Annotated in this window: 29 protein-coding genes; 13 read left to right on the top strand and 16 right to left on the bottom strand. The window is 62.6% G+C overall.

Annotated elements, in window-relative coordinates:
• Window positions 1–252: 252 nt before the first annotated feature.
• Both V1278_RS15540 and V1278_RS15535 read right to left on the bottom strand, forming a co-directional pair.
• On the bottom strand, window positions 253–552 hold the full coding sequence (locus V1278_RS15540) for a hypothetical protein (RefSeq protein ID WP_334381396.1): 300 nt from the start codon (window positions 550–552) through the stop codon (window positions 253–255).
• Window positions 553–718: 166 nt separating this feature from the next.
• Window positions 719–964, bottom strand: coding sequence for a hypothetical protein (locus V1278_RS15535; RefSeq protein WP_334381395.1), 246 nt, complete (start codon window positions 962–964; stop codon window positions 719–721).
• 316 nt (window positions 965–1,280) lie between these two features.
• On the opposite strand from V1278_RS15535, the gene V1278_RS15530 reads away from it, so the two are divergent.
• Entirely contained in the window at window positions 1,281–2,186 is a 906-nt protein-coding gene (locus tag V1278_RS15530; RefSeq protein WP_334381393.1) for a GSU2403 family nucleotidyltransferase fold protein, read from the top strand.
• Window positions 2,187–2,296: 110 nt separating this feature from the next.
• Entirely contained in the window at window positions 2,297–2,827 is a 531-nt protein-coding gene (locus V1278_RS15525) for a hypothetical protein (protein ID WP_334381392.1), read from the top strand.
• Window positions 2,828–3,688: 861 nt separating this feature from the next.
• Here the strand turns inward: V1278_RS15525 and V1278_RS15520 are convergent.
• The 9 genes from V1278_RS15520 to V1278_RS15480 form a co-directional block, all read right to left on the bottom strand.
• Window positions 3,689–4,105, bottom strand: a complete 417-nt coding sequence (locus tag V1278_RS15520) for a hypothetical protein (protein WP_334381391.1) — start codon at window positions 4,103–4,105, stop codon at window positions 3,689–3,691.
• Between the two features lie 315 nt (window positions 4,106–4,420).
• Window positions 4,421–4,576 carry a hypothetical protein gene (locus V1278_RS15515; RefSeq protein WP_334381390.1) on the bottom strand — a complete coding sequence of 52 codons (156 nt, stop codon included), beginning with the start codon at window positions 4,574–4,576 and terminating at the stop codon, window positions 4,421–4,423.
• Window positions 4,577–4,584: 8 nt separating this feature from the next.
• Window positions 4,585–5,247 carry a hypothetical protein gene (locus V1278_RS15510; protein ID WP_334381388.1) on the bottom strand — a complete coding sequence of 221 codons (663 nt, stop codon included), beginning with the start codon at window positions 5,245–5,247 and terminating at the stop codon, window positions 4,585–4,587.
• Window positions 5,225–5,452 (bottom strand): hypothetical protein, encoded by a 228-nt coding sequence (locus V1278_RS15505; RefSeq protein WP_334381387.1) that lies wholly within the window; start codon window positions 5,450–5,452, stop codon window positions 5,225–5,227. Before V1278_RS15505 ends, V1278_RS15510 begins: the two co-directional genes overlap by 23 nt.
• A gap of 330 nt (window positions 5,453–5,782) precedes the next feature.
• Window positions 5,783–6,409 (bottom strand): hypothetical protein, encoded by a 627-nt coding sequence (locus V1278_RS15500; protein ID WP_334381386.1) that lies wholly within the window; start codon window positions 6,407–6,409, stop codon window positions 5,783–5,785.
• Window positions 6,396–6,668: a hypothetical protein gene (locus V1278_RS15495; RefSeq protein WP_334381385.1), complete on the bottom strand. Its 273-nt coding sequence runs from the start codon at window positions 6,666–6,668 to the stop codon at window positions 6,396–6,398. The genes V1278_RS15500 and V1278_RS15495 overlap by 14 nt, the downstream gene beginning before the upstream one ends.
• Before the next feature lie 427 nt (window positions 6,669–7,095).
• The gene (locus V1278_RS15490; RefSeq protein WP_334381384.1) at window positions 7,096–7,578 is read right to left on the bottom strand and encodes a hypothetical protein; all 483 of its coding nucleotides are present in this window, start codon (window positions 7,576–7,578) and stop codon (window positions 7,096–7,098) included.
• Window positions 7,579–7,891: 313 nt separating this feature from the next.
• Entirely contained in the window at window positions 7,892–10,231 is a 2,340-nt protein-coding gene (locus V1278_RS15485) for a hypothetical protein (RefSeq protein WP_334381383.1), read from the bottom strand.
• Between the two features lie 373 nt (window positions 10,232–10,604).
• Entirely contained in the window at window positions 10,605–11,093 is a 489-nt protein-coding gene (locus V1278_RS15480; RefSeq protein WP_334381382.1) for a hypothetical protein, read from the bottom strand.
• Here V1278_RS15480 and V1278_RS15475 point away from each other — a divergent pair.
• Genes V1278_RS15475 through V1278_RS15455 form a run of 5 tightly spaced genes read left to right on the top strand, consistent with a single transcriptional unit; the run spans window position 11,092 to window position 14,035 of the window.
• Entirely contained in the window at window positions 11,092–11,223 is a 132-nt protein-coding gene (locus V1278_RS15475) for a hypothetical protein (RefSeq protein WP_334381381.1), read from the top strand. The two genes, V1278_RS15480 and V1278_RS15475, sit on opposite strands and share 2 nt — an antisense overlap.
• A complete protein-coding gene (locus V1278_RS15470; protein WP_334381380.1) occupies window positions 11,223–12,914 on the top strand; it encodes an AAA family ATPase in 1,692 nt (563 codons plus the stop codon). Before V1278_RS15475 ends, V1278_RS15470 begins: the two co-directional genes overlap by 1 nt.
• Window positions 12,914–13,087, top strand: coding sequence for a hypothetical protein (locus tag V1278_RS15465; RefSeq protein ID WP_334381379.1), 174 nt, complete (start codon window positions 12,914–12,916; stop codon window positions 13,085–13,087). The genes V1278_RS15470 and V1278_RS15465 overlap by 1 nt, the downstream gene beginning before the upstream one ends.
• Window position 13,088: 1 nt before the next feature.
• Window positions 13,089–13,382, top strand: coding sequence for a hypothetical protein (locus tag V1278_RS15460; protein ID WP_334381378.1), 294 nt, complete (start codon window positions 13,089–13,091; stop codon window positions 13,380–13,382).
• Window positions 13,379–14,035 carry a DUF433 domain-containing protein gene (locus V1278_RS15455; RefSeq protein ID WP_334381377.1) on the top strand — a complete coding sequence of 219 codons (657 nt, stop codon included), beginning with the start codon at window positions 13,379–13,381 and terminating at the stop codon, window positions 14,033–14,035. Before V1278_RS15460 ends, V1278_RS15455 begins: the two co-directional genes overlap by 4 nt.
• 274 nt (window positions 14,036–14,309) lie before the next feature.
• Here V1278_RS15455 and V1278_RS15450 read toward each other — a convergent pair whose 3' ends face one another.
• Window positions 14,310–14,588: a hypothetical protein gene (locus V1278_RS15450; protein ID WP_334381376.1), complete on the bottom strand. Its 279-nt coding sequence runs from the start codon at window positions 14,586–14,588 to the stop codon at window positions 14,310–14,312.
• A gap of 14 nt (window positions 14,589–14,602) precedes the next feature.
• On the opposite strand from V1278_RS15450, the gene V1278_RS15445 reads away from it, so the two are divergent.
• The 4 genes from V1278_RS15445 to V1278_RS15430 are packed head-to-tail and all read left to right on the top strand — an operon-like array spanning window position 14,603 to window position 15,634.
• Window positions 14,603–14,920, top strand: coding sequence for a hypothetical protein (locus V1278_RS15445; protein ID WP_334381375.1), 318 nt, complete (start codon window positions 14,603–14,605; stop codon window positions 14,918–14,920).
• Entirely contained in the window at window positions 14,917–15,219 is a 303-nt protein-coding gene (locus tag V1278_RS15440; protein ID WP_334381374.1) for a hypothetical protein, read from the top strand. Before V1278_RS15445 ends, V1278_RS15440 begins: the two co-directional genes overlap by 4 nt.
• Window positions 15,216–15,413, top strand: coding sequence for a hypothetical protein (locus V1278_RS15435; protein WP_334381373.1), 198 nt, complete (start codon window positions 15,216–15,218; stop codon window positions 15,411–15,413). Before V1278_RS15440 ends, V1278_RS15435 begins: the two co-directional genes overlap by 4 nt.
• Window positions 15,413–15,634: a twin-arginine translocation signal domain-containing protein gene (locus V1278_RS15430; protein WP_334381372.1), complete on the top strand. Its 222-nt coding sequence runs from the start codon at window positions 15,413–15,415 to the stop codon at window positions 15,632–15,634. The genes V1278_RS15435 and V1278_RS15430 overlap by 1 nt, the downstream gene beginning before the upstream one ends.
• Before the next feature lie 123 nt (window positions 15,635–15,757).
• On the opposite strand, the gene V1278_RS15425 is transcribed toward V1278_RS15430, so the two are convergent.
• The gene (locus V1278_RS15425; protein WP_334381371.1) at window positions 15,758–16,234 is read right to left on the bottom strand and encodes a hypothetical protein; all 477 of its coding nucleotides are present in this window, start codon (window positions 16,232–16,234) and stop codon (window positions 15,758–15,760) included.
• Between the two features lie 979 nt (window positions 16,235–17,213).
• Here V1278_RS15425 and V1278_RS15420 point away from each other — a divergent pair.
• A complete protein-coding gene (locus V1278_RS15420) occupies window positions 17,214–17,585 on the top strand; it encodes a hypothetical protein (RefSeq protein WP_334381370.1) in 372 nt (123 codons plus the stop codon).
• 47 nt (window positions 17,586–17,632) lie between these two features.
• The gene (locus tag V1278_RS15415) at window positions 17,633–17,962 is read left to right on the top strand and encodes a hypothetical protein (RefSeq protein ID WP_213253380.1); all 330 of its coding nucleotides are present in this window, start codon (window positions 17,633–17,635) and stop codon (window positions 17,960–17,962) included.
• 26 nt (window positions 17,963–17,988) lie between these two features.
• On the opposite strand, the gene V1278_RS15410 is transcribed toward V1278_RS15415, so the two are convergent.
• The 3 genes from V1278_RS15410 to V1278_RS15400 form a co-directional block, all read right to left on the bottom strand.
• Window positions 17,989–18,786 (bottom strand): enoyl-CoA hydratase/isomerase family protein, encoded by a 798-nt coding sequence (locus tag V1278_RS15410; protein ID WP_334381369.1) that lies wholly within the window; start codon window positions 18,784–18,786, stop codon window positions 17,989–17,991.
• A gap of 36 nt (window positions 18,787–18,822) precedes the next feature.
• Window positions 18,823–20,022, bottom strand: a complete 1,200-nt coding sequence (locus V1278_RS15405; RefSeq protein WP_334381368.1) for a pyridoxal-phosphate-dependent aminotransferase family protein — start codon at window positions 20,020–20,022, stop codon at window positions 18,823–18,825.
• Between the two features lie 141 nt (window positions 20,023–20,163).
• Entirely contained in the window at window positions 20,164–21,366 is a 1,203-nt protein-coding gene (locus V1278_RS15400; RefSeq protein WP_334381367.1) for a pyridoxal-phosphate-dependent aminotransferase family protein, read from the bottom strand.
• Between the last annotated feature and the right edge of the window lie 90 nt (window positions 21,367–21,456).

Below are 21,456 nucleotides of genomic sequence, written 5' to 3'. Positions count from 1 at the left end.
CGCCGGCGGTACTCACGCGAACCGTCCGGTGACGACGCGCGCAGCGCGCAAGGGAGGGTCCGCGCCGCAGGCGTGGATGCCCTTGCGCGCGAGCACGGCGGTGCCAGGGTCTTGAGCGGGAGGGAGGTTCCGGGGATCCGTCATTGATCCCTGGTGAGCCTGAACAGAGGTTTTGTTTGCTGATCTTCGTGTGGGAGTGCGCGATGAAAATTTGACGTTGAGCGCACCGGCCTGAAGGCGGCGGGCTTATCCTCACGGTCGAAGCGGACCGACATTCACGACGGACTCGGGATACCGCTCATTAATCAGCCGGTACTGCCTGATGAGTTCTCTTAGCAGTCCCTTGTCCGCCGGAGCGATTACGCCGTTGCCCGGCTTGTCGATCTCGGGAAAGAATTTCCGCGTGAACGGGATGAACGCTCGCTTGCGAACGTCGATGAAGAAGGGCGACTGATCGCCATTTTTGGTCGCCCGTTCGCCAGTGACCTGTATGACGCCGACAGGCAAGGCGTCGCCGAACTTCTGAACCTGGGATGACGTATAGACCCCCAACCACCAGACCTCGCGAAGACACCGGCGCCGTTGTAGCAGCCGAAGCCTCCTGATTGAAGGCCCCAAATTACGCAGGCCGCGTGCCGTATCGGCCCTGGGACGTCTGGGTCGGATTCATAGGGGAAGAGCGTCCAGACGAAGTCGCCAGACCGCACCGGAATAGTGTTCACCGGAAGAGGCTCTTGCGATGCTCGTATTCTTCGTCGGTTTCCCCGGGGTCGCGCTGCATTTCGTAATGGTCAAGACTGAAGCGGGGCATGTGGGACGATAGGTCGCCGAGAGCCTCAAGGTACTCCGCACGGCGTCGGACAAGGCTCTCCAACAGGGTCGTCACATCAACCTTGTCGATTGCCGCAGCTCGCTTCGCAACCTCGAAGACATCGTCGCTGATCTCAATTGTGCGGGTGGCCATGTCTGATTTCCGGAATCCTGACTTCCTGAACAACATAGTGCACTCGGCCGTGACTCGCCACAGTCCGTGCGGAGCCAATTTGGCAAGAAGCTGTTGCCAAATTGGAAATTTCCTTAAGCGCCGCAAAATCAAGGATTTATAGAAAGACCCCGCGTCCATAGCGGTGGAGAGGCTCAGTCCATCGTTAGGTCGAAGAGAATGTCCGACCTCGACCCCACCCCGATGGACCGCACCCAGATCAGGCATCTCGAAGATATCCGCGAACTGTGGCGCGCTACGACTCCTCACGGCTCTCCAGGAGAAATTCCGGGGCGCCATGGGCTGGAAGCAGGTGGGTCCGCACGAATACCTGACGAGCTATTGGACCGACCCGGTCACCGGCAAAAAGCAGATGAACTCGCTCGGCCGACGGTCGCCGGCGACCGAGAAGAAAAAGGCCGACTTCGACCGCGGTCGCGCCGAGGTCGACAAGGCGGCCGCCGAAATGAAGCAGGAGCTCGAGCCCTTGATCCGGGTGGGACGGGCGTTGCGGATCGGTCGGCTGGAGCCGATCGCTGGCGACGTGTTGCGCGAACTGGCCACGAACGAGCTGCTCGGGCCGAAGCTGATGGTGATCGGCAGCGCCGCCATCCCTCTTTACGAAGCTTCCGCCGGCGCCATGCTGCCGATGGCGATCATGTCCCGCGGCGACCTGGACCTCCTGTCGTCGGCAGACAGCCGCCGGGAAACGCTTGAGGAGTTGCTTCAGGTCATTCTGCGTGCGGACAAGTCTTTCGCGCTCGTTGAAGACCCCGTCCCATCGCTCAGGAATGCTCGTGGCTTCCGGGTCGACCTTCATACTCGTCAATCATTGGTGCGGTCCATCGATCAGCTTGACGGGGCCTCCGAGGAGCAGCTGTCGGTGCTCCACAGCCTGCTCGATCTTGAGCCCGTTTCGGCGGTTACGATCGCCCAGGACGGCGCCCCAGTTGGCATGACGGGAATGGACCCGCGGGCCGTCGCGATCACGAAATACGCGCTCGCGACGCTGGATCCCGACAGGGACGGAGCCGCCCCTCGCCACGCCAAGGACCAAGCCTTCGCCGTCGGCCGACTGGTCATGCGGTTCGGGTCGAGACCATTCGAGGACGAACATTTGGCCGCGTTTCCCGCCTTCGCCGAATCCATTGAGACCGGCGATCCGGGAATCGCGGAGACCATCGGCAGATGCCTGCGGCCGTAGGCCGCTATTCGTGGCGTTCGTGTAGGTCGCGTTTGTCACATGAATCGCGCGTGGATTTCAGTCCCCCGGTAGAATCAGCTTACGGATCGAATCCTTGGAAAAAGGACGAGATGCCGAAGCCGACGAAGGACTGGGAGAAGATCGACAACGGTCGCCGCAAGCGCCCGGTCCGAACCCGCGCGTCCTCGTCGCCTTCGGGCAAGAAGCGCCTCCGGATCAAGGAAGCCGCGAAGAGCCGGATCAGGGATATCATCCTCGACTGGGACGAGCCGAATTTCACGTGGGATCTACTCTTGGAGAAGATCAACAAGGAATTCGGCGGCAAATGGTCGGCTTGGGCCGTCGGCAAGCACCGCGAGCTTCAGGAATATTTTCAGATTACCAAGGACCGGATCCGAAAGGAGAAGGCGGAGCGTGCGGGCGCCAACGACGACGACGAGATCTGCACGCTGGCGCCCGGAAGCCGGCCCGGCATGCCTGCCGAGATCACGATCGGACCGCTGTACGAATCCACGAGCGACGTCGACGACCCGCGCCTGGTGCCCACGCCGGCCGAAAAACGCCGCGGCAGGCGTGCGGACTACGTCACGGTCTGCAGGCGCCAGGTCGAGCGGGTGCGCGAACCCGGCAAGCTGATCTGAATGAATCGCGGGTTTCTCGTCACCAAGGGGGGGAAGTAACGGGGGCGTTCCAGGAATCTGGCGCACGTGTGACGGCGTCACGCGTATGCACAGGGTAACTTAGAGTGCGATAGCGGGAAGCTAAGACGAGTTAGCTTCCCATCAGAATGCATGCACGAGAACGCTGACCGAACTAGCGCCCGGAGCCCGCCGGATCCCGAACGTGACCAGGCGCGCGCAAGCCGAAGGGCACCCGAAGCCTCGCGGGCCCCGGATGCCCTGCGGTCGAATCCCAATGATGGCAGTTTGATCCCAATACTCAGCGCCGCTGCGGCAGCCGGCGGCGGTCGTCCGGAACGATCGGCGTGATCAACCGGGCGGCCCCGACCGCGGAGCGCCGCGCCTGCGGGCGACGGAGAGCTTGCCCGCAGGCGCGCATTCCGCTATATCCGCAGCATGATTTCGAGCCGCGACACACGCCAGATACGACGCGCCTGAGAGCCTTCTCTCCGGCGCAGCACTGGTTCGTGCGGCAGGGATTTATACCCCCTTAGTTGGCAGTGGACGACTGTCTGCGGCTCGGTTCGATTCCGAGGCGCCGGACCAATCCGTTAACTTGTTCGAGCCCGAATCCATGGCATGGTCAGATACGCGGACGTCTCACATGCCCCACTCTTCCGGGGTCTGCAGCTGTTTGAGGATCTCCGAGCGCTGCTGCTCGGCAACGCGCGGGAGCTCGCGCTAGGCCTGCAGGATGATCGAGAGCGCGTAGAGGCCGAACGCGCCGGCCAGACTCAGCGAGATCAACCAGCGAGCTGCTCCCCTCAAAATGGCCGCGATCATCTCCCTGGACGCCCCTTCAAAATTGTGAGCCGGCGGGATCTACGCCGCCGGCCTCGTGCGTGCGCTGTCCGCGTCCGGATTCCGCGCCGCCTCGATCCTGGCTTTCTCGATTTCGTGAGCGTAGCCGTTGATATTGAATTGTATGGCGCCGACGGCGGCGAAGATGTCGTCTCCATCACGCGACGGCATGCCGCAATGCAGGCGCCTCAGATCCTGAAAGTGGCGCGCCAGCGACTTGATGTAGCTGTCGAGCGAGATGCCCTTCTTCCAGTTGTTAGAAGCCCGCCAGCTGCCGTCCGGCAGGATGCGGTGCTCGTGCATGTAGCGGGCGGCGACTTCCTCAGCCAATGGCGACAGGTGTCCCTCGAAATCGATCTTGTCGATGTCGGCGTCGCGGAACGCTCCGGAGTTGAATACAGTGCGGTCGGTCGTTTGTGCGCTCTTCTCGGCTGTCACAGTCCGCATTCCTTCCTGAAAAAATCAATGTCGGCGAGCTCGCGCTCGGTGCACTCGGATCGCGGCACCCATTCGAATGTCCCTCCGGGACCGGCATCAGCACGCAATCCCTGGTCGGAACGCTCGCCCGCATCGCGCGCTGCGCGGCGAGCCGGCAACGGTAGAGGACCATGTCGAAGACCTTCCCGCTCATGCTGCAGCCCTGTACGGAAGCGGCACCGGCCAGTTGACCGAGTGGCGGCCGTCTTCGTAGCCGTCGGCGTGGAGCGCCACTGACCGCATCTCTTTGATGGCACCGGGGAAGTGCAGATGTGCTTAGGCGTCGCCGGGCACCGGCTGGGTGAACGACCCGACCTTGACGCTGCCGACGCGCTTGACGGCGTCGTGGTTCACGTGGCCGAAGATGAACCAGCGGTACGTCGACGCGCCCCAGTAATCCGGGTTCACCTCGGACATGGCGCGGGCCATCATCTCCGGCTTCATATTGCGGCCGTGCATCGAGCCGATGTAGCACTTGCCGAATAGACACCAATAGAAGTCGAAGTCCCAGCCTCGATTTCGATCTTCACGCGCGGATTGCTGGCGAAGTACATTGCCACAGCGATCGTGAGTGCGACAGCGGTCTCCTGATCGTGGTTGCCGCGGAGGTTCTTGACCTCGACGAAGTCGTGCTTCTGCAGCGCCCGCTCGATGATCCGGATGTAGGTCTTGACGCCAGCGATGAGCACCTTCGGGTGCCGGCTATCGACGTCGAGCTGGTGGCCGGACGCCGGGGTGACGTTGCACTGGTCGTTAGCGTGAAAGAAGTCGCCGGGGTTGAGGATGAGGGCGTGGCCGGCCGGCTTCGCGCGGTCGACCGGATCGTCGACGCCGCCGTAGACGCGGGCCGTCACCTCGTCAAGGTCGTTGGCCTGGCCGGTCTCCTTGTCGTCCGAGAGCAGCCCGAGATGAAGATCGACGAGGGTGTAGACCTGCATCTTGTCGTTCAAGGCCATTGGGGCCTCGATAATCTTGCTGACGGGCAAGTACTCCTTGAAGGCCGTCCGGATCGCAGCGAACTGCGATTCCAGGTCGGCGGCATTGGCCTTCAGCTTGAGCCAGTCCTGGCGAACGTTCTGATCACCGTCGCAGTTGACCGTCATCCGATCGATGTACATCCCCCGGCGGTAGCTCGGAGAACCTCGGGCCAGCCTCGTGGCCCGGCACAATCGTTTGGCTCTTGAGGATGCCGCCGCCGGTTGTCGTCTTTACCGAGCGGACTTCGAAGCCATCCTGCGCCGGCTCGTAACCGGTCATTCCGAGCCTCGCCGCCCGCTTCATGTGATGGCCGACGGTGCTCTTGGCCATCCCGAGCGCCTTCATCGCCTGCGCTGCGATCCGAACTTCTCGACGGCAGTTCTTCGCGGGAGCGAGCGGACGGCATCAGTAGCCTCGATACGCGAAGATACGGTTTCGGGGGTAGACGGCCTCGCGTACAGCGCTGAGGTGGTTTCCTGAGATGACGACCACGCCGCCGTCGGCGACGCCTGTGACGATGCCGACGTGGCCGCCGCCGCGGCGATGCATGACAGCGAATGGCGTCCGGACCAGATCCGCTCTGGCTTAATCGCGGGTGGCGGCGCGCCGATCTGGCGCCGATACTTGTGGGCCAGCTCGTGCATGTGCTGACGTTCGCCGTCAGTCAGGCCGGCGACGGCAACGTTGCGTTCCCTGAGTTGGCGCCGGAAGCGCTTGTCGGCACTGCCAGACGACATCGAGAAGGCGCCGAGCCGTCCATAGACGTGAGCGTCTACCGTTGCGGCCCGGGAACTTCCAGATGCCGGAGGCCTTGTGGCCGTGCGCGTCGAGCTTGACGAAGCCGTAGTGGGCCGCCTCGCCAGCGCCCTTCCCCTTCTTGTTGCGGGCGATCCGGGCCGAGACCTTCTTGATGAACTCGGCAGGCAGGCCACCATACTTGTTCTTCGAGACGAATGTCGGAAGCCAGATGCGCTTGCGGGTTGTGCCCGGATCGCCTGGGCCGCGCACACCGCCATCGAAGATGTACTTGAGGTACTCGCTCTGGGTCTCGGCGATCGAGAACATCACCACGACGCTGTCGCCCCGCAGCTGCCGTGTGGACGACTGGTACGCGCCCTTCCTGATCGTGAACGGCGTCGGCTTGTCGACGTACTTGTTCAGCGCATCGAGCGTGCGGTCCTTGGCATTGAGGCCCTTGGCCTTGACAGTGCGCGACGACGACGCCTGGATGGCGCCGGCGATGCCGTTCATGTTTCGCTCGAACTGCTGCTGGTCAACCTTGAACACTGGCAGGCCCTCCCGCAGCCGCACCGGCCTTTGCGAGCAGCGCCTTCACGGTGGTTCGGCAGCCGCGGTCGGTAACATCACCGACGGACAGCTGCTCGACGACCTTCTGCACCAGGTCCGGGATGTCGATCGAGAGCTCACCGGTCTGGTAGGAGGCGAACACCGCCTCGCGCAGCGCACGGTCGAAATTCTGGATCGACGGTTGGCCGGCTGAACGCATCCGCCGGCGCTGCGCGCGCTTGCGCTCGGCCGGCGACATTGCTGCTGATGAGCCTTGTTCCATCATGGCCGGCAATGTGCCGGCCGAAAATCCATCAAACTACAGCCGTGTGACGGGTCACGCCGGTGCATCTGCGTAAAATCGATTCCGGCTGCGTAAAAAGCATCTTCGGAGCACTTCCCTGCGTAAATTCGATTCCGGGCTGGCTACCATGCAAAGAAAAAGCCCGATGACGAATGCCACCGGGCCTGAGTTTACCCACCAACAGCGGGTCAACCCGCCATCGATGACGGCATCACTGAGTCCAAGCTCGGACAAGGTCAACCGGCGATCTGAAAATTAATTGGCCCGGCGCGCGGGGTCGCGGCCGGGCCTGGGGGTCTGTCGGCTTCCCGCCAAGGATTCTGCCGACATGTGCTGACGTTTCAGCGTCGCAAAGAGACGATCGCCCCGATCCCAGCAATCGTCAACCGCGTTCTGCTAAAAAATCGTGGACTCCGTTTTCCACGAAGACGGCCCGATTTGCGGGGCCGGTGGATTCGGATTCCTCGCCCTGCCGGTCTGCCGGATCCAGCAGTCGATTCCGGAGCCTGCGCAGCACCCGCAACACTTGCGCCCGGTCGAAACCTCGGCTTTCGAGGTCAGCCAGTGCCGCGGAGACGAACCTGACCTCCGGCCCTGTCATGGACAGAAGGTCGGGAGACGACGCGAGAGCGGTGACCAGAGACATGCCGATATCACGGGCTTCCGGCCGCCCAAGGCGGTCGAGCTCGTTCCGCCAGGCTGCCGTCCGGGCCCGGGCCTTGGCCCTGCGGATCGCCGGGTCCTGCTTCTGACGTGTGGGTACGAAGGCCCGCGACGGCCGGTCCGGATCCCGCCAGAACTCCGATTCCTTCCGCCTGTCGATCTGGTCGACGATCTTGGCGACGTCCGACGGCCGCAGGCTCATGTTGGTTCTCTCCAGGCTACACGAAGACCACGACACTCTGGTTCCACCTCCTGCAACTTTCAAGTCGTTTTCGTTGCCGGAGAACCTTTGAGTTGATCTGCAGGCCTCTTGGGGCCTGCATGGGGTCACCGGAGACCACCTGATGACCACCGACCACCATGGCGTCACCGGAGCATCGATCTGATGACCACCGGTGGGCCCTGCCTGACGTCGCCGGAGAGCCGCAGGCGACCACCGGAGAGGATGTTTCGATGATTGTGGGTTGGCCGGATCCCGGGAGGCTGTGTCAGCAGGCTGTCTGCCGCGTATCGGCTCAATGTCGACGGTGATGCGACCAGGCGGACCGGTCGAGCAGCATCGCGGCACGGATCATCGGATCATCCTCGTCCAGATCAACCAAGTCACCGTCGTGCAGGTGCTGCGTGGCGCTGCGCCACTCGTCGACCACGAGGCGCCACATCTCTCGGATGCGACAGGCTTCCTGCCAACGTGTTAAAGTGCCCTTGTCCACGACCCACGGAGGAGCTTGACGGTAGGGATGGGGCGGATTCAGCACTGGAGCGACGGTGACAGGTGTATCCTTCGGCTCAACGTCCGTTGTTTCGTTGACGGAGACCGTTTCGGGAATGCTGTCAGGAGTGGCTTCGACCGGCTGACAGGATGACGAAGACGGTGTCTCAAGATGTACTGCTTGATATCTTGGAGCCTGCTGGACGATCTGAAGACAGTAATCGAAATGATTGTAGGCTGTTGATCTCTTTACGGTTCCGGCCTTCACGAGTGCATTCACGACCTCGGACTTGACCACCGGAACGCCGGCGGCAATTCGAGATTCGATCTCCTCGGAGATGAGGCCGCAATGGAGCGCCAGCTTGTTCAGCTGGGTGTACGTCCCGCCCTGGCCCTTCCGCGCGTCTCTCCATGCCTTGCGCTCCTCGGCCGTCGCGTTCCAGCCGGGAGCGGGTAAGGTCTCCTCGTTCAGTGCCGCGTCGCGCCCGTGATTGTACCACTGGCTGGCCTGCTTCGGGGTCAGCTTGAGCTCGACGACGAATTCGCGCTGCGCCTTGAGGACTGAACGCACCGCCGGCGTGTCCCCGTGGATCTTGATGAGCCTTCGGGTCGCATTGCCGTCGACAGGATGGTAGAGCCAATCGACGAACGCCGCGTGCGAGGTTTCGACCGCCTTCAGGAACGCCGGATCCTTGCAGGCCTGAGCGGCGCGGATCAACAGCCGGCGCGAGGTCACGCCGTCGTTAAAGACCGCCGACGACAGCGTCACGTCGTCAGGATCGACGCCGAGCCTGGCGGCTTTCACGACCTTTGCCCGGCGCTTCATCTCGCGCTGGTCGGGCGTGATGGTCGGCAGAAAGCTGCGCCACTCACTCATCGTCGGGAAGGAATCGTCGCAGGCCGCGACGCTCCACTTCGGGGACAGCGGGTTCTTAAATTTCCAGACATTGTGATGGTCCGGATCCGCGCCGATCGGGATGAGCAGGCTGACGATCCCCTTCTGGACCATACTGTGCAGGTTGAACTGCTTCTTCTTGTTCTTGTTCTGCTTGCTCTTGCCATTCTCGAGGCAGACCCGGGCGCCAGGCGGCAGCATCCAAAACAGGTGCGGGTTTTCAACTCCACCCTTTTCCTCGCTGCCGCGACACACGATCAGATTTGGCATGAACTCTGGCGGCAGCAGCCGGCGCAGATCCCGGCGCAACTGCTCGATGCTCGCCCACCAGCCGTCGAGATCAACCACGAACAACGACCGACGGTACCGGTCGCTCTCGATATACTCCATGTCGCGCGCGTCCATGCCGGATGTGCCGGAGATGGACGCGGAGAAAACAGTCGTCTTATCGTAACCGTAGACCAGCGACTTCGGCAGCGCGCTACTCAACAGCTGGAACGAGATGATGTTGAGGGCCGTCCGGAATGCCTTCGACGGGCTGCCGTCTGGCTTCTTGAACTCCTCGATGAAGCGGGCGGTGTCGCGATCGGCGACAGGGCCGCGCGTGTGCACGTAGCGCCTCAGCCGCCGTGCGTTGTAGCGGAAATACGAGGCTGCGCGCATGTTCGCGCGCAGTTCCGGATCCTTGATGAACATCGTCCAGTTGTCAGGCGGTGGCTTGTAAACCGGCCGTGGTGGAGCCGGCTGGCCACGGCGGAACGCCCGGTCGCATGCGCGCTTGTACTTCGCCTCGCGGTCAGCCTCCTGCTTGGCTGACCGGGTCTCGAAGTATGTTTTGACGGCCCGGTGCGCGGCCGCTCCCGCTGCCGTGCTCTGCGCGTCATGCGCGGCTAGGTCGCCCAACCATCGTTCCCAACCAGCCTGTGTGGCCTCGGTCATGCGAGGCATGACCGGCTCCACTGGACCGGTGACAACGAAGGATTTGTCACCACGCATCAGTGTGATGGTCGGGACATGCACGAATGGTGACTTGTGCGGGTGCGACGACGGCTCGTCCCAGTCGGCGGGATAGGGAATGTCGTCGGCGGTCAGAGTAGCGAGCCCGCCACCTGTGCTCTTGATGAGCTTGGCGTTCGGGGGCGGTGCCGGCTTCTCATCGCCGTAGCGCCCGCCTGGCAACGCAAAGATCGATGCAGCCGTTGGCACGGCCGAGACGACTGCTGCAGATGTGGGAGAGATCGAGAGCATCGAAGGTTTGAATCCTTGGCGACTGGCAAGGATTCGATCACGCCTCTCAGAAATCCGGAATAGAAATTTTCAGCACTCCCTAAAAATCTTTCACTCAGAAATCGCCGACTTTCCCTCACCTCATCACTCAAGCCTTGAGGGAAAGTCCGAGTGAAAGTCCGAGACCTCGGAGTGAATTCGACGAAAGATCGACAACACTTCGACTCTCGAATTATCAGAATCTCGAAGTGTCGTCGCACGCATTCTGATCAAGAGATCGCGGGTAGCTCGTGTCGAGTTGCCAACACAGATTCGAGAAGTCGCTGAGATGACTCGCGTTTCCGACGACACTTCGACTCTTTGAATTTCCGAGACTCGAAATGTCAGCGACCGATCAATGGTCGTCGTCGCTCGGAGGCTCGTAGTCCGCCGGGTGCCGCCGCGGCTTTGCAGGATCGCCTCCGATCGCGCGCTGCCAGATGCTGCGGAAGGATTCGGGAGTGCCGAGGGGACGGCTCTGCGGCGGCGGCTCGCTTTTCAGCTCCCGCCCCATGTAGTCGAGGATCGGTTGCGGTTGCGACAAATTGACGAACGAGACCAACGTCCTCTCCACCAGCATGCTCCTCGTGATTCCGTTTTCCGCGGAAAGCCTGCCCAGCCAAGTCATCAAGTCCGGGTGCACGCGTATCACCAAACGATCGGTTCTGAGCGTATTTGGGTCCCGGCGCGGCCTGCCGCCGAGGTTTTTCTCCTGCGCCCGCTTGGTCGCTTTCTTGGGTTTCGAATCCTTAACCACGACGCCTGTCAATCCTTGCTTTTGCGTGCTTTTTGTTGCAACAATAAGCCCTATGATGGCAACTTCGTACAGCGAGATTTGTAGCATGGATTCGAAGGATTCGCAGTCCGCCGGCATCAAGGATTCGAGGGCCGCCGCCTATTGGCTGCAGACCGTCCTCGAAGACCGCGCCGAGAGCGCGCCGCTGCCGGTGTCCGTTGAACCGGAGGCCGAGTGATGAGTGACGTCGACGCGCGCATCATGCTGTTGGCCGGCTGGCTGTGCCTGCCGACGTGGCGGGCGGCGTTCCGCATGGCGAGCGACCGAACCCGTCAGGTCGTCGGTTTCGACGCCGTCGGCGAGCTGGAGGCAGCCGTCACGATCCTGGATCGCATCCACACTCTGAGCGGATTTGCCCAGCGCGTGCGCGTCGCCGACCCAGTTCTGTCGTGCGCGTGGAAATTGCTGGCGCTGCGGCCGACCGACGACCAGTCGGTGATCCACGCCGCCGTCGCTGGCGCAATCGGCGTGGTCGTGAGCGCCGATGGCGACACCCGCGAAGCCCGCGCGCGCTTGCGCGTGTGGGACGACGTCGCGCGCGGCAAGCACGACACTGCGGCGTACGGCGACGATTTCTTCGCGGTCGCAGACATGTACTGGCGCGGTGAAACGCGATTCATCGTTGCTGCCGCCGAAGGAGACAACAACATGCGGCCAGCTACTGAGCACCCGGCGCTCACCCTACTCACGCTCGATCGCTGGGACGATGCGTTCGGATGGCTGCATGGAACGTCCGAGGCCATCCTTGGGGCGCAGCGCAGCCAGGCGATGCTCGACGCGCTGCGCGACCGCCTCGCTGTGCAGACCGAGATCCAGGAGGCGGTCGAATACCTCTATGAGATCGGCACGCCAAGGACGGGCGCGCTGGCGCTGGCCTGGTCGATGCTGACGGTCGACCCGGAGCGGCCGCACACGTTCTGGCACGTGCTGCCGCAGTTACAATTCGCAGTCGACCGTGCGGATCTCGATGCCGACACCGGCGCCGACCTGCGCCAGCGAATCCGCATCTGGTGGCGCGCCGCCGAAGCAGAGTGGACGGGAAGTGAAGTCAGCATTTTTCGTATTGCCGATGTCGAGACCCGCGCAGACAACGAATTTTCCAGGATCGACACGGAGACAGCGGAGCAACTCGAACCGCACATTTCGACGGCCGCCACCCTCTTCGCCGACATCGGCCTGCCGACGCTCGTCGTAATGCCGGCGGATAAGGCGACCAAGCTCAACAACTTGCAAAGCGCCTACAAAGATCTGGTCGACGCCCCGCTTCCGCTCGTCACAGTGCGCAATCTGGCCGGGATTCGGGCCGAGCTGCACGCCGAGTTTCCGCACGCGGTCACGGCCGTCGATCTGATGCTGCGTGATTTGCGCGATCAACGTCCGTTTCGCCTCAAGCCCGTCTGCCTGGTCGGGAGTCCCGGCGCCGGCAAGAGCCGCCTGGTGCGGCGGCTGGCGGACCTTGCGCGCGGCCTCTACGTCTACCGCTTCGATGCGTCGTCATCGACAGACGCGGTGGGGTTTTCCGGCTCCGCAAAATCGTGGTCGAACACTGAGCCGAGCGTCCCGTTTCGTGCGATCGCACAGTCGAAGACAGCGAACCCGGTCGTGCTCATCGACGAAATCGAGAAATCTTCAGGCCACAGGCACGCATCGGGCCGCTGCACGACGCGCTGCTCCCCTACCTCGATCGGGAGACGGCGGCCAGGCACCGCTGTCAAAGCCTTGACGCCGAGCTCGACCTCTCGTTCGTGTCGTTCATCGCGACCGCGAACTCGGTTGAAAAGTTGCCGGCACCGCTGCGCGACCGCTTGCGCATCATCAAGGTGCCGACGCCGACGCTGCAGCATATGCCTGCGCTGGCGGCGAGCGTGATGCGCGACCTCGCCGCCGAGGACGAGGCCCGCGCCGGCGACGAGCCGCTCGCCGGCGACGAGCTGGCGGTGATTGGCAAGGCCTGGGCGCAGGCTAAGTTCTCGATGAGGGCGCTGCAGAAGATCGTCGGCGCGACGCTCGAGGCCCGCGACCAGCACGCGATGAGGCACTGATATGCAAGGAGTCAAAGAGGATCTACTGCGTGACATCGAACGCTACACCTGCGGCGAGCAGCCGTCGCCAATTGAGATGCTGCGCGCGCCGAAGCTGGAGAACTGGTCGGCGCGCATCGGGCGGCGTGGCAAGGAATTCGTTTTGCTCGTCTACGGCAACGTCCACAAGCACCGCGATCACGCCGATGGCGACGCAATCAAGACCAGTGCCGTGGCCTGGTTCGACCGCCACGCGCGATGGGTGCGGACGCACGAGCGCCTATGGGTGCTCGGTAAGCAGCGGGGCGACGAATGAGCGCGATACAAAGACTCCTGGAGCGTCTGCAGACGGGTTGGCGTCCGCTCGCGCTCGAAATCGATCCCGCCGTCCCGCAGCGGACGCTCGTGGAATGGGACTTCGTATATCGCCGTCGGCGCTCGGCGGCGCGGCTGCACGGCACCCTGCTCGATCAGATCTACGATCTCGAGAACACGTGGATGACCGAGGAGGTTCTCTGGCTCGACGCCGGCCTGGCCTGGGCGCTGGCTTCCGACGGATTCTACTGGCTGCAGGTCGAGGTCGTCACACGCCGGCACGGCGTGATGGGCGGAGCCGCATGCTTCGACGGCACGCGGATCCCCGTCCGCATACTATGCAGCTACGTGCTGGCATCGTCGGCGGTGGACGACATGTGCCGCGACTACCCGTCGCTGTCGCCAGGCGCCGCGCAGACGGCGATCGTGAAGGCGTTCAGGCTGCTCGAACGCGAGGCACCTCGCGTCGGAGAGTGGCCGCCGGATCCGCTCGAGCAGGCGCTGCGCGAGATCGCGGATGCAGACGATGTCTGGACGCTGCAGCGCGACCCCGACGAAGCCGACGCGGACTATGCGGAGCGGTGCCGGGCGCTCGGATGCGATGCCGCCGGAAGGCTGCGCTTGCGGCGGTGGCAGTTGAGAGACGAGCGATAGGTGTGGCGTAGGGGCTGCCGACCGCAACTGCGGTGCCGTAGCCGACGATGCGCTGAATTACATTATAACGTAATAAACATCGCAAATTACGTTTTACTGTGACGTCGCGCCAGATCGGGAACATCGTATAATTTTCTGCAGTCAATTCATTTTCCATTTGGAGCTTGCAGCGATCGCGCGGATGATTCCGCTCGGTGGTGCGGTTCGACTCCGCCTCGCTGGCCGAGATCGGGTGAGCAATGAGGTTCGAATCCTCCCCATGCGCAAGCGTGGTTCACAGCCGACATGATTGGAGGTCGGGGCCATTGGGGGCGTCGCGTGTAAGAGCGTGACGCCCCCTCATCAAAACGGGAGAGGCGATGATGGCAGACAAGCTTGTGAGCGTTAGCGTGGTGGACTTGTCCAGCGCCGACACTTTCAGGACGAGGTAACCATGGTTCAGTGCGATGCCTCGCATCCAGACGCCGTACAGGTCAAGGTTAAGCACGCTGGTGGCGAACTGGATGTCTGGATGCGAGAAGAAAGCCGCAGGACCGTGCGCTGCGAAGATCAATCGGAGCCCGCCTGATGCACTCCGTCCTCATCCTCGTCGCCCTGGCGGCCGTCAGCTTCGTGCAGAACGCCGCCTTCGCGGCCGTCTCGCGGTCGCGCAACAGCGGCGACGTCGCGCACCACGCGAAGTGGTCGGTCGCCTCGAACGGCGTCTGGTTTGCGACGCAGATCCTCGTCTTCTCGACCGTCTGGAAGGCAATCGAGAGCGGCAGCTACAGCCTCATCGCCGCCGCTGGCGTCGTCTACGTCGCCGCGACCACGGCGGGGTCGTGCTGGATGATGGCGAAGATGCTCAAGACCGAGACCGGCAAGAGAATGGTGGGGGCACGATGAAGATGATCGTGGCCGAAGGCAACACCCATGGACCCGGTCGACTGGAGATCATGTGGAACGGGTTCATCAGCTTTCTTGTGATGCCTCTTCTTCTAAAGCGCGTTCCTGTTTTCATGGGTCACTGGCGTTTCCAACCCAGCAAGCTCGAGATTGCACTGCGCGGCCTTCCGCCTGATACGCCAAAGCAGACGGTGCGAGACATCTTCCATACCGGCTGGCGTTACGCGTGGCTGTGGGAAGCGGATGTAAGGCGCACGGAGCTGGAACGCCTGTTGGACAGACGAAAGGACTCGCGATGATGCCCGCCGACCGCCGCCTGTTCGACAGCAGCTCGATGACGCCGCCGCCCGCGCCGGAGGTCGACGCCATGACGTGCAATGTCGAGACGCCACATAGCAAGCTGCTGGATGCCTTCCCTTACGAAGGCCCGTCGGTGCCGCTGATGGAGCCGTCTTTCCGACTCATGACACTCCAACAGTACAGGCTCCGCTGATGCCCGCCCTCACCCGCCGCCATCTTCTCGCCGGCGCGGCCGCCACCGCGGCGTGCGCAGCCATGCCCGCTGCTGTGATCGTCGAAGCCGATCACGATTTCCTCTACATCACCAAGGGCGTCGACGACCAAGCACAGGGATTCGATCCCGCAGCTTTCGCTCGCGCGACACGGCCCTCCGCAATCATCAAATTTACGCTGCGGGATCCGGAGAGCGCGTGATGGAGATCGGCCCGATGCCAGCCGACACACTCGACAGGATGACAGATATCTTCGGAAGGCCGCGTCATTGCGTGCCTGATACCGAGATATCGATGTCGAATGCGGTCGGCTACACCATCCTGTTCAGGGCTGACCATAGCCACATTCCGGATCTTTGCTGATGCGCAGCGGATCGGTAATAGCCAGCCATTGCAAGATTGAAGCTTGAGCGTCCGCTTGGCGGGGGACGCATTTGTGTTGCTCGTCCAACCGCTCGATCAGCCAACCAAAGAAACGCTCTGCGTTATAATGCAAATAATTGCCACCTATGACCTCGGCGAAAAGTTCCAGCAGAACGCTCCTAACAAGTGCGGGTTCATAAGTGATCGCGATTCGGGTGAGCTCACCAAGCACGGCTGGTGGAATCGTATCCGTCGTCGACAGCAACTCGTCGATGGTGACGCGATGATCGAGCCGCCAAGCGCGCCACATGCTATCGCTGTATGCAGGCGAAAATCTCTCCCGTGGCAACGCGTCGACACGAACCTGATCGAGCTCGATTGCAACGGACAAATGTTTGAGAAAAGTTTGGATATCGGTCGGCACCAACGTCTCGATCATCGCTACCTCTATTCCTGTCGCTGTGGTGGCAGTTCATTTCGCACATCCACCCCACTTCCTGCATCAAACAGTATTTGGCAAAATGGTACCCTTCAAACGGCATAGGGAAGCTAACTCGAGTTAGCTTCCCTATGCCTAGCTTTTCCACATTTATGTTTTTCTGTCGCCGGAGCCGCTCGGGATATCTGTCGCAGAACGAAACCCAACGCCGGAAGCGATGCCGGGCATTTTGTTGTCGACGCGGGCGAACACAGAGTTAAGCTTAATATCGTGGGGTCCACCTGGGCGAGAACAGTATCAATCACGTGCACCATGGTTGACAGGCGACGACATCGGCCGTGTTGGGCGTACTCCCGCGCCTGATCGTTCGAGTAGGCGCGACCGGCGTGGGCGGCCTTCAGCTTGCGCAAGGCCGGCTGAGGCTCCGCGCGGCCCTTCGTCAGTTTGTCGACGGCCTCTTGGCTGAATACCCCACCGGTCCTACGCCTCCACGTCCTCAACTTCTCCACGGCGGTCGACCAGAGCGATCCTGATGCCGTTGGCCCCGCAGCGGGCGCAAGCTTTCGAACCAGCCGCAACATCACCTCGGTCTGCAGCATGGCGGCCACCTGGCGGCCGGGCGAAGGCTTTGACATCAAGCCCAGACGATCTCGCACAGCCCCTTGTCGAGGCGCGAGAGAGGTCCACGATAGCGGCCTCACCGCGCCTTTCGTAAAGATATCGGTCTGGCTCGTCGCCGGCGCTTCCGCCGTCGGGCGGCCGTTCCACAATCAGATCAAAAGGCCACTGAAATCCGCAACTCGAGATAGTCCCGCGGGAACTCGACCTCCTGCCGATTTTCGCATCAGGTGCAAATCCTTCCAGCAGCAGAGGGCCTCAGCTACCGACAGCCGAATCCAATCTCGCCGCTTTTCCGTTGTGCGGCGGCGAGCCGGCCCGTTTAATGCACGTTACAAGAAACATCTGGAGGAGAGACTGAATGAGAAGGATTTTGATGACCGCCCTCATGGGTGCGGCGCTGACCCTCGCGGGGTGCGGACGGGATCCAGGACCGAAAGGGGATACCGGCCCACAAGGACCGGCCGGGCCGCAGGGCGTACAGGGCTTGCAAGGCGTGCCCGGCCCCCAAGGGCAACAGGGTCCCCAAGGGCCACAAGGACCGCAGGGTGTGCCCGGTCCGAAAGGCGATCCCGGACCGGCTGGCGCTTCCATCAGGTCGGTTCAGGCCAGCGGCGAGGTCGGCTGCGATGCAAATGAAAACCTGGTGTCGGTGTTCTGTCCGTCCGGCGGTGCCCCCGATGGCGGCAAGTGCGGCACCGGTCCGGCCGTTGGTCTCTGCCTCAAGAAGTAGCCGCCCTGCTGCGCTACGATCCGACGAATGATGGTCGGCGAAAAAACATGAAAGCGTTCGCGATTGGTTTTCTCCTGGCTTGTCTTGCCACCACCGCGGACGCCGGCTCCTCAATAATTGGTGCGGGCTCTCAAACCTGCACGGCTTGGACCAACCGCAAGAAGAATGCGGTCGTCAAAGGAAGCTTTGAATCCTGGCTGGTTGGATTTATCAGCGGCCTGAACATCAGCGGCGAGCGGGACATGGTGGGTGGCGGCGACTTCGATGCGATCATCGCGTGGATGGATCAACGTTGCCTCACCACGCCCTCAGACAGAATAGGTATCGCGGCGCTCGACCTCGGTATGGAATTGGCCAAAAAGGCCGCCAAACCATAGTGCGCGGTTCTGAACGCTTGGGTACCCTATTTGCCCTTCCAGTTCGGCGAGCGCTTGTTGAGGAATGCGTCCATTCCCTCGCGGAAGTCCTCGCTCATATAGGCGCGCAGGATCAGGTCCTCGCCCTCGTCACGCGTCAATGTCCGCCGGATGCGGCGCACCGCTTCCTTGGTGACTTCGAGCGTGATCGGCGCATGGCTCGCAACGAGTTTCGCAGTCTCGTCGGCGCGGCGCTGCAACGTTGCGACATCGGGCACCACCTCATTGAGCAGCCCGAGCGCCAACGCTTCCGGCGCTTCCACCAGTCGCGCCTTGAAGATCAGGTCCTTGGTCCGCGCGGGGCCGACCAGCGAGACCAGCCTGGAGATATTGGACATCGACAGGCAATTGCCGAGTGTACGCGCGATCGGAAAGCCGATCCGCGTTGTCGCAGTACCGATGCGGATGTCGCAGCACGCCGCAATCCCGGCCCCGCCACCAGTGCAGGCGCCGGCAATCGCCGCGATCGTCGGCACCCGGCAGGCCTCCAGCGCACCGAGCACGCGGTCGATCCGCGCCTCATAGTCGAGCGCGTCCTGTGCGGTCTTGAAGGCGCGGAACTGCGAAATGTCGGTGCCCGATGCGAACGCCTTGTCGCCGGCGCCGGTCAAGATCATCGCCTTGATCGAGCGATCGTTGTTGATGGTCTCGCAGATCGCCGCCATCTGCTCGTACATGGCAAAGGTCAGCGCGTTGCGCGCCTGCGGACGGTTGAACGTCAGCCGGGCGATGCCGTCCTCGACGGAATAGATCAGGTCTTCGGTCGAAACTACCGGAGCGTTCATAGCAGCTCTCTCTATTTTTGTTTCGGTCAAACAGGCTCAGGCAACGGCGGCCTTCGGCATCGCCACGACGTCGCGTCCCTTGAGCACTTCCATCGCCCCCAGCACGCCACCGCCGCGATGCGGCACCTTGGCGAGATCGAGACCCATCTCGACACCTGTCAGCGTGCCCATCAGCATCAGGTCGTTGAAGTGTCCGATATGGCCGATCCGGAACACCTTGCCCTTGATCTTGTTCAGGCCGGTGCCGAGCGACATGTCGAAGTTTTCCAGCACGACCTTGCGGAAGTTGTCGGCGTCATGGCCTTCCGGCATGACGACGCCGGTCAGCGCGGGCGAATGCGCGCCCTGCTCCTGACATTGCGTTTCCAGCCCCCACACCTTGATGGCCGCGCGCGTCGCGGCGCTGTGGCGCTTGTGGCGGGCGAAGACATTCTCGAGGCCCTCCTCCTCGAGCATCTTGACCGCTTCGCGCAGCCCGAACAGCAGGTTCGTTGCCGGCGTGTAGGGCCAGGTGCCCGCCTTGTTGATCGCGATGACTTCCTGCCAGTCCCAATAAGAGCGCATCGCGGGATTGGCCTTCGCCACCGCGAGCGCCTTTTCCGAGATGGCGTTGAAGCCGAGACCCGGCGGCAGCATCAGGCCTTTCTGCGACCCAGCGACCGAGACGTCGATGCCCCAGGCGTCGTGCTCATATTCCAGCGATCCCAGACCAGAGATGGTGTCGACCATCAAGAGCGCGGGATGGTTGACGCGGTCGAGAACCTTGCGGACGTCCTGCGGATGGGTGACGCAGCCGGTCGAAGTCTCGTTGTGGACCACGCATACGGCCTTGATCTTATGCGCCTTGTCGGCCGACAGCCGCGCCTCAATCTGCTCGAGGTCTGCGCCATGACGCCAGTCACCGGGAATGAAATCCACTTCGAGCTTGAATTTGTCAGCGATGCCGCGCCACAACACGGCAAACTGCCCAGTCTCCGCCATCAGCACTTTGTCGCCCGGCTGCAGCGTATTGACGAGTGCCGCCTCCCATGCGCCCGTGCCGGACGACGGATAGATGATAACCGGCTGTTTGGTGCGGAACACCCGCTGCATGGCCGCCAGCACGGCATGACCAACCTCGGCGAACTCGGGACCCCGGTGGTCCATGGTCGGCATGTCCATGGCGCGCAGCACCCGGTCCGGCACGTTGGTCGGTCCCGGAATCTGCAGAAAATGCCTTCCAGTATGCACAGTCATGGGCGTCCTTCCCGGTATTGCCTTGGCGTTTCGAGCCGCTCGAATATCACCATTCGGCGGGCTTGTCGCCCGCCGGACGCAGCACGTCAATGCGCAAGGAGCAGGGCTGGAGCGGCGTCGCCGCCAGGCGCGAGCCGCTGGCTAGCTGCCGACGACCTTGAGATGCGCCGGGGAATTGCCTTGGGGACGCTGCTCCAGATACCTCATCGCGGCATCGACCCCGCCGGCCCGGTACGGAATGCCCGCGACCGACAATCCCATCTCCACGCCCGTCAGCGCAGCGAGCAAGGTCAGCTCGTTGCATTCGCCGAGATGACCAATGCGGAATACCTTGCCAGCCACCTTCGACAGTCCGGAGCCGAGCGACATGTTGAAGTTGTCGAGCACCACCTTGCGGAACTGGTCCGCGTCATGCCCCGGCGGCATCAGCACGGCGGTGAGCACTGGGGAAAAGTCCCTTGGCTCCTGGCAGAGCACCTCCAGTCCCCAGTGATTGACGGCGGCACGCGTAGCAGCGGCGAGCCGCTGATGGCGCGCGAAGACCTTGTCGAGCCCCTCCTCAAGCAACATCGCAACGGCCTCGCGCAGGCCGTAGAGCAGGTTGGTCGCCGGGGTATAGGGAAAGAAGCCATTCGCATTCGGCTTCAGCATTTCCTCCCAATCCCAATACGACCGCGGCATTTTGTTGGTCTTGGCTGCAGCGCGGGCCTTGTCCGAGATTGCATTGAAGCCCAAACCAGGCGGCAACATGAACCCTTTCTGCGAGCAGCTCACGCTGACGTCGACCTTCCATTCGTCGTGCCGGTACTCGACCGATCCCAGCGAGGAGATGGTGTCGACCATCAGCAAGGCCGGATGACCGACCCGGTCCATCGCGGCGCGGATTTCGCCGATCCGGCTGGTCGAACCCGTCGACGTTTCGTTGTGGACGACCATCACGGCCTTGAGTGCATGCGATGTGTCGCGCGCCAACCTTTCTTCGATGACCGTCGGGTCAGCGCCACGACGCCAGTCGCCGGGCAAGAAGTCGACGTCAATTCCCCAGCGTCCCGCCATCTGGCGCCACAGGGTCGCGAAATGGCCGGTCTCCACCATCAGAACCTTGTCGCCAGGCGATAGCGTGTTGACGATGGCGGCTTCCCAGGCCCCTGTCCCCGACGACGGGAAGATCACCACCGGTCCCGAGGTCTGGAAAATCTTCTGGCTGCCGCCGAGCACGGCCCGCCCGAGTTCGGCGAACTGGGCGCTGCGGTGGTCGATCACGGGCATGTCCATCGCGCGAAGAACGCGGTCCGGGACCGGACTAGGCCCTGGAATCTGCAGAAAATGACGTCCTTGCTGCATGAAAACCTCCCACTAGGCCCCGCCTCCTGATAGCGCCGGCCTCATTTTGCATTCATTTTTTATCTTTTCAATGCTAATTTGGCATTCGAT

Source organism: Bradyrhizobium sp. AZCC 1577 (assembly GCF_036924575.1).
In the GTDB taxonomy this organism is placed as follows: domain Bacteria; phylum Pseudomonadota; class Alphaproteobacteria; order Rhizobiales; family Xanthobacteraceae; genus Bradyrhizobium.
Note: the sequence above shows the minus strand (reverse complement) of the source record. Positions and strands in the feature narration are given on the sequence as shown.

Excerpts from the sequence above, each read along its gene's own strand:
- V1278_RS15535 (WP_334381395.1), bottom strand. The coding sequence starts at position 964 with ATGGCCACCCGCACAATTGAGATCAGCGACGATGTCTTCGAGGTTGCG.
- V1278_RS15530 (WP_334381393.1), top strand. The coding sequence starts at position 1,281 with ATGGGCTGGAAGCAGGTGGGTCCGCACGAATACCTGACGAGCTATTGG.
- V1278_RS15525 (WP_334381392.1), top strand. The coding sequence starts at position 2,297 with ATGCCGAAGCCGACGAAGGACTGGGAGAAGATCGACAACGGTCGCCGC.
- V1278_RS15515 (WP_334381390.1), bottom strand. The coding sequence starts at position 4,576 with ATGATGGCCCGCGCCATGTCCGAGGTGAACCCGGATTACTGGGGCGCG.
- V1278_RS15510 (WP_334381388.1), bottom strand. The coding sequence starts at position 5,247 with ATGACGGTCAACTGCGACGGTGATCAGAACGTTCGCCAGGACTGGCTC.
- V1278_RS15505 (WP_334381387.1), bottom strand. The coding sequence starts at position 5,452 with ATGGCCAAGAGCACCGTCGGCCATCACATGAAGCGGGCGGCGAGGCTC.
- V1278_RS15495 (WP_334381385.1), bottom strand. The coding sequence starts at position 6,668 with ATGTCGCCGGCCGAGCGCAAGCGCGCGCAGCGCCGGCGGATGCGTTCA.
- V1278_RS15490 (WP_334381384.1), bottom strand. The coding sequence starts at position 7,578 with ATGAGCCTGCGGCCGTCGGACGTCGCCAAGATCGTCGACCAGATCGAC.
- V1278_RS15485 (WP_334381383.1), bottom strand. The coding sequence starts at position 10,231 with ATGCTCTCGATCTCTCCCACATCTGCAGCAGTCGTCTCGGCCGTGCCA.
- V1278_RS15475 (WP_334381381.1), top strand. The coding sequence starts at position 11,092 with ATGGATTCGAAGGATTCGCAGTCCGCCGGCATCAAGGATTCGAGGGCC.
- V1278_RS15480 (WP_334381382.1), bottom strand. The coding sequence starts at position 11,093 with ATGCTACAAATCTCGCTGTACGAAGTTGCCATCATAGGGCTTATTGTT.
- V1278_RS15470 (WP_334381380.1), top strand. The coding sequence starts at position 11,223 with ATGAGTGACGTCGACGCGCGCATCATGCTGTTGGCCGGCTGGCTGTGC.
- V1278_RS15465 (WP_334381379.1), top strand. The coding sequence starts at position 12,914 with ATGCGCGACCTCGCCGCCGAGGACGAGGCCCGCGCCGGCGACGAGCCG.
- V1278_RS15460 (WP_334381378.1), top strand. The coding sequence starts at position 13,089 with ATGCAAGGAGTCAAAGAGGATCTACTGCGTGACATCGAACGCTACACC.
- V1278_RS15455 (WP_334381377.1), top strand. The coding sequence starts at position 13,379 with ATGAGCGCGATACAAAGACTCCTGGAGCGTCTGCAGACGGGTTGGCGT.
- V1278_RS15445 (WP_334381375.1), top strand. The coding sequence starts at position 14,603 with ATGCACTCCGTCCTCATCCTCGTCGCCCTGGCGGCCGTCAGCTTCGTG.
- V1278_RS15440 (WP_334381374.1), top strand. The coding sequence starts at position 14,917 with ATGAAGATGATCGTGGCCGAAGGCAACACCCATGGACCCGGTCGACTG.
- V1278_RS15435 (WP_334381373.1), top strand. The coding sequence starts at position 15,216 with ATGATGCCCGCCGACCGCCGCCTGTTCGACAGCAGCTCGATGACGCCG.
- V1278_RS15430 (WP_334381372.1), top strand. The coding sequence starts at position 15,413 with ATGCCCGCCCTCACCCGCCGCCATCTTCTCGCCGGCGCGGCCGCCACC.
- V1278_RS15425 (WP_334381371.1), bottom strand. The coding sequence starts at position 16,234 with ATGATCGAGACGTTGGTGCCGACCGATATCCAAACTTTTCTCAAACAT.
- V1278_RS15420 (WP_334381370.1), top strand. The coding sequence starts at position 17,214 with ATGAGAAGGATTTTGATGACCGCCCTCATGGGTGCGGCGCTGACCCTC.
- V1278_RS15415 (WP_213253380.1), top strand. The coding sequence starts at position 17,633 with ATGAAAGCGTTCGCGATTGGTTTTCTCCTGGCTTGTCTTGCCACCACC.
- V1278_RS15410 (WP_334381369.1), bottom strand. The coding sequence starts at position 18,786 with ATGAACGCTCCGGTAGTTTCGACCGAAGACCTGATCTATTCCGTCGAG.
- V1278_RS15405 (WP_334381368.1), bottom strand. The coding sequence starts at position 20,022 with ATGACTGTGCATACTGGAAGGCATTTTCTGCAGATTCCGGGACCGACC.
- V1278_RS15400 (WP_334381367.1), bottom strand. The coding sequence starts at position 21,366 with ATGCAGCAAGGACGTCATTTTCTGCAGATTCCAGGGCCTAGTCCGGTC.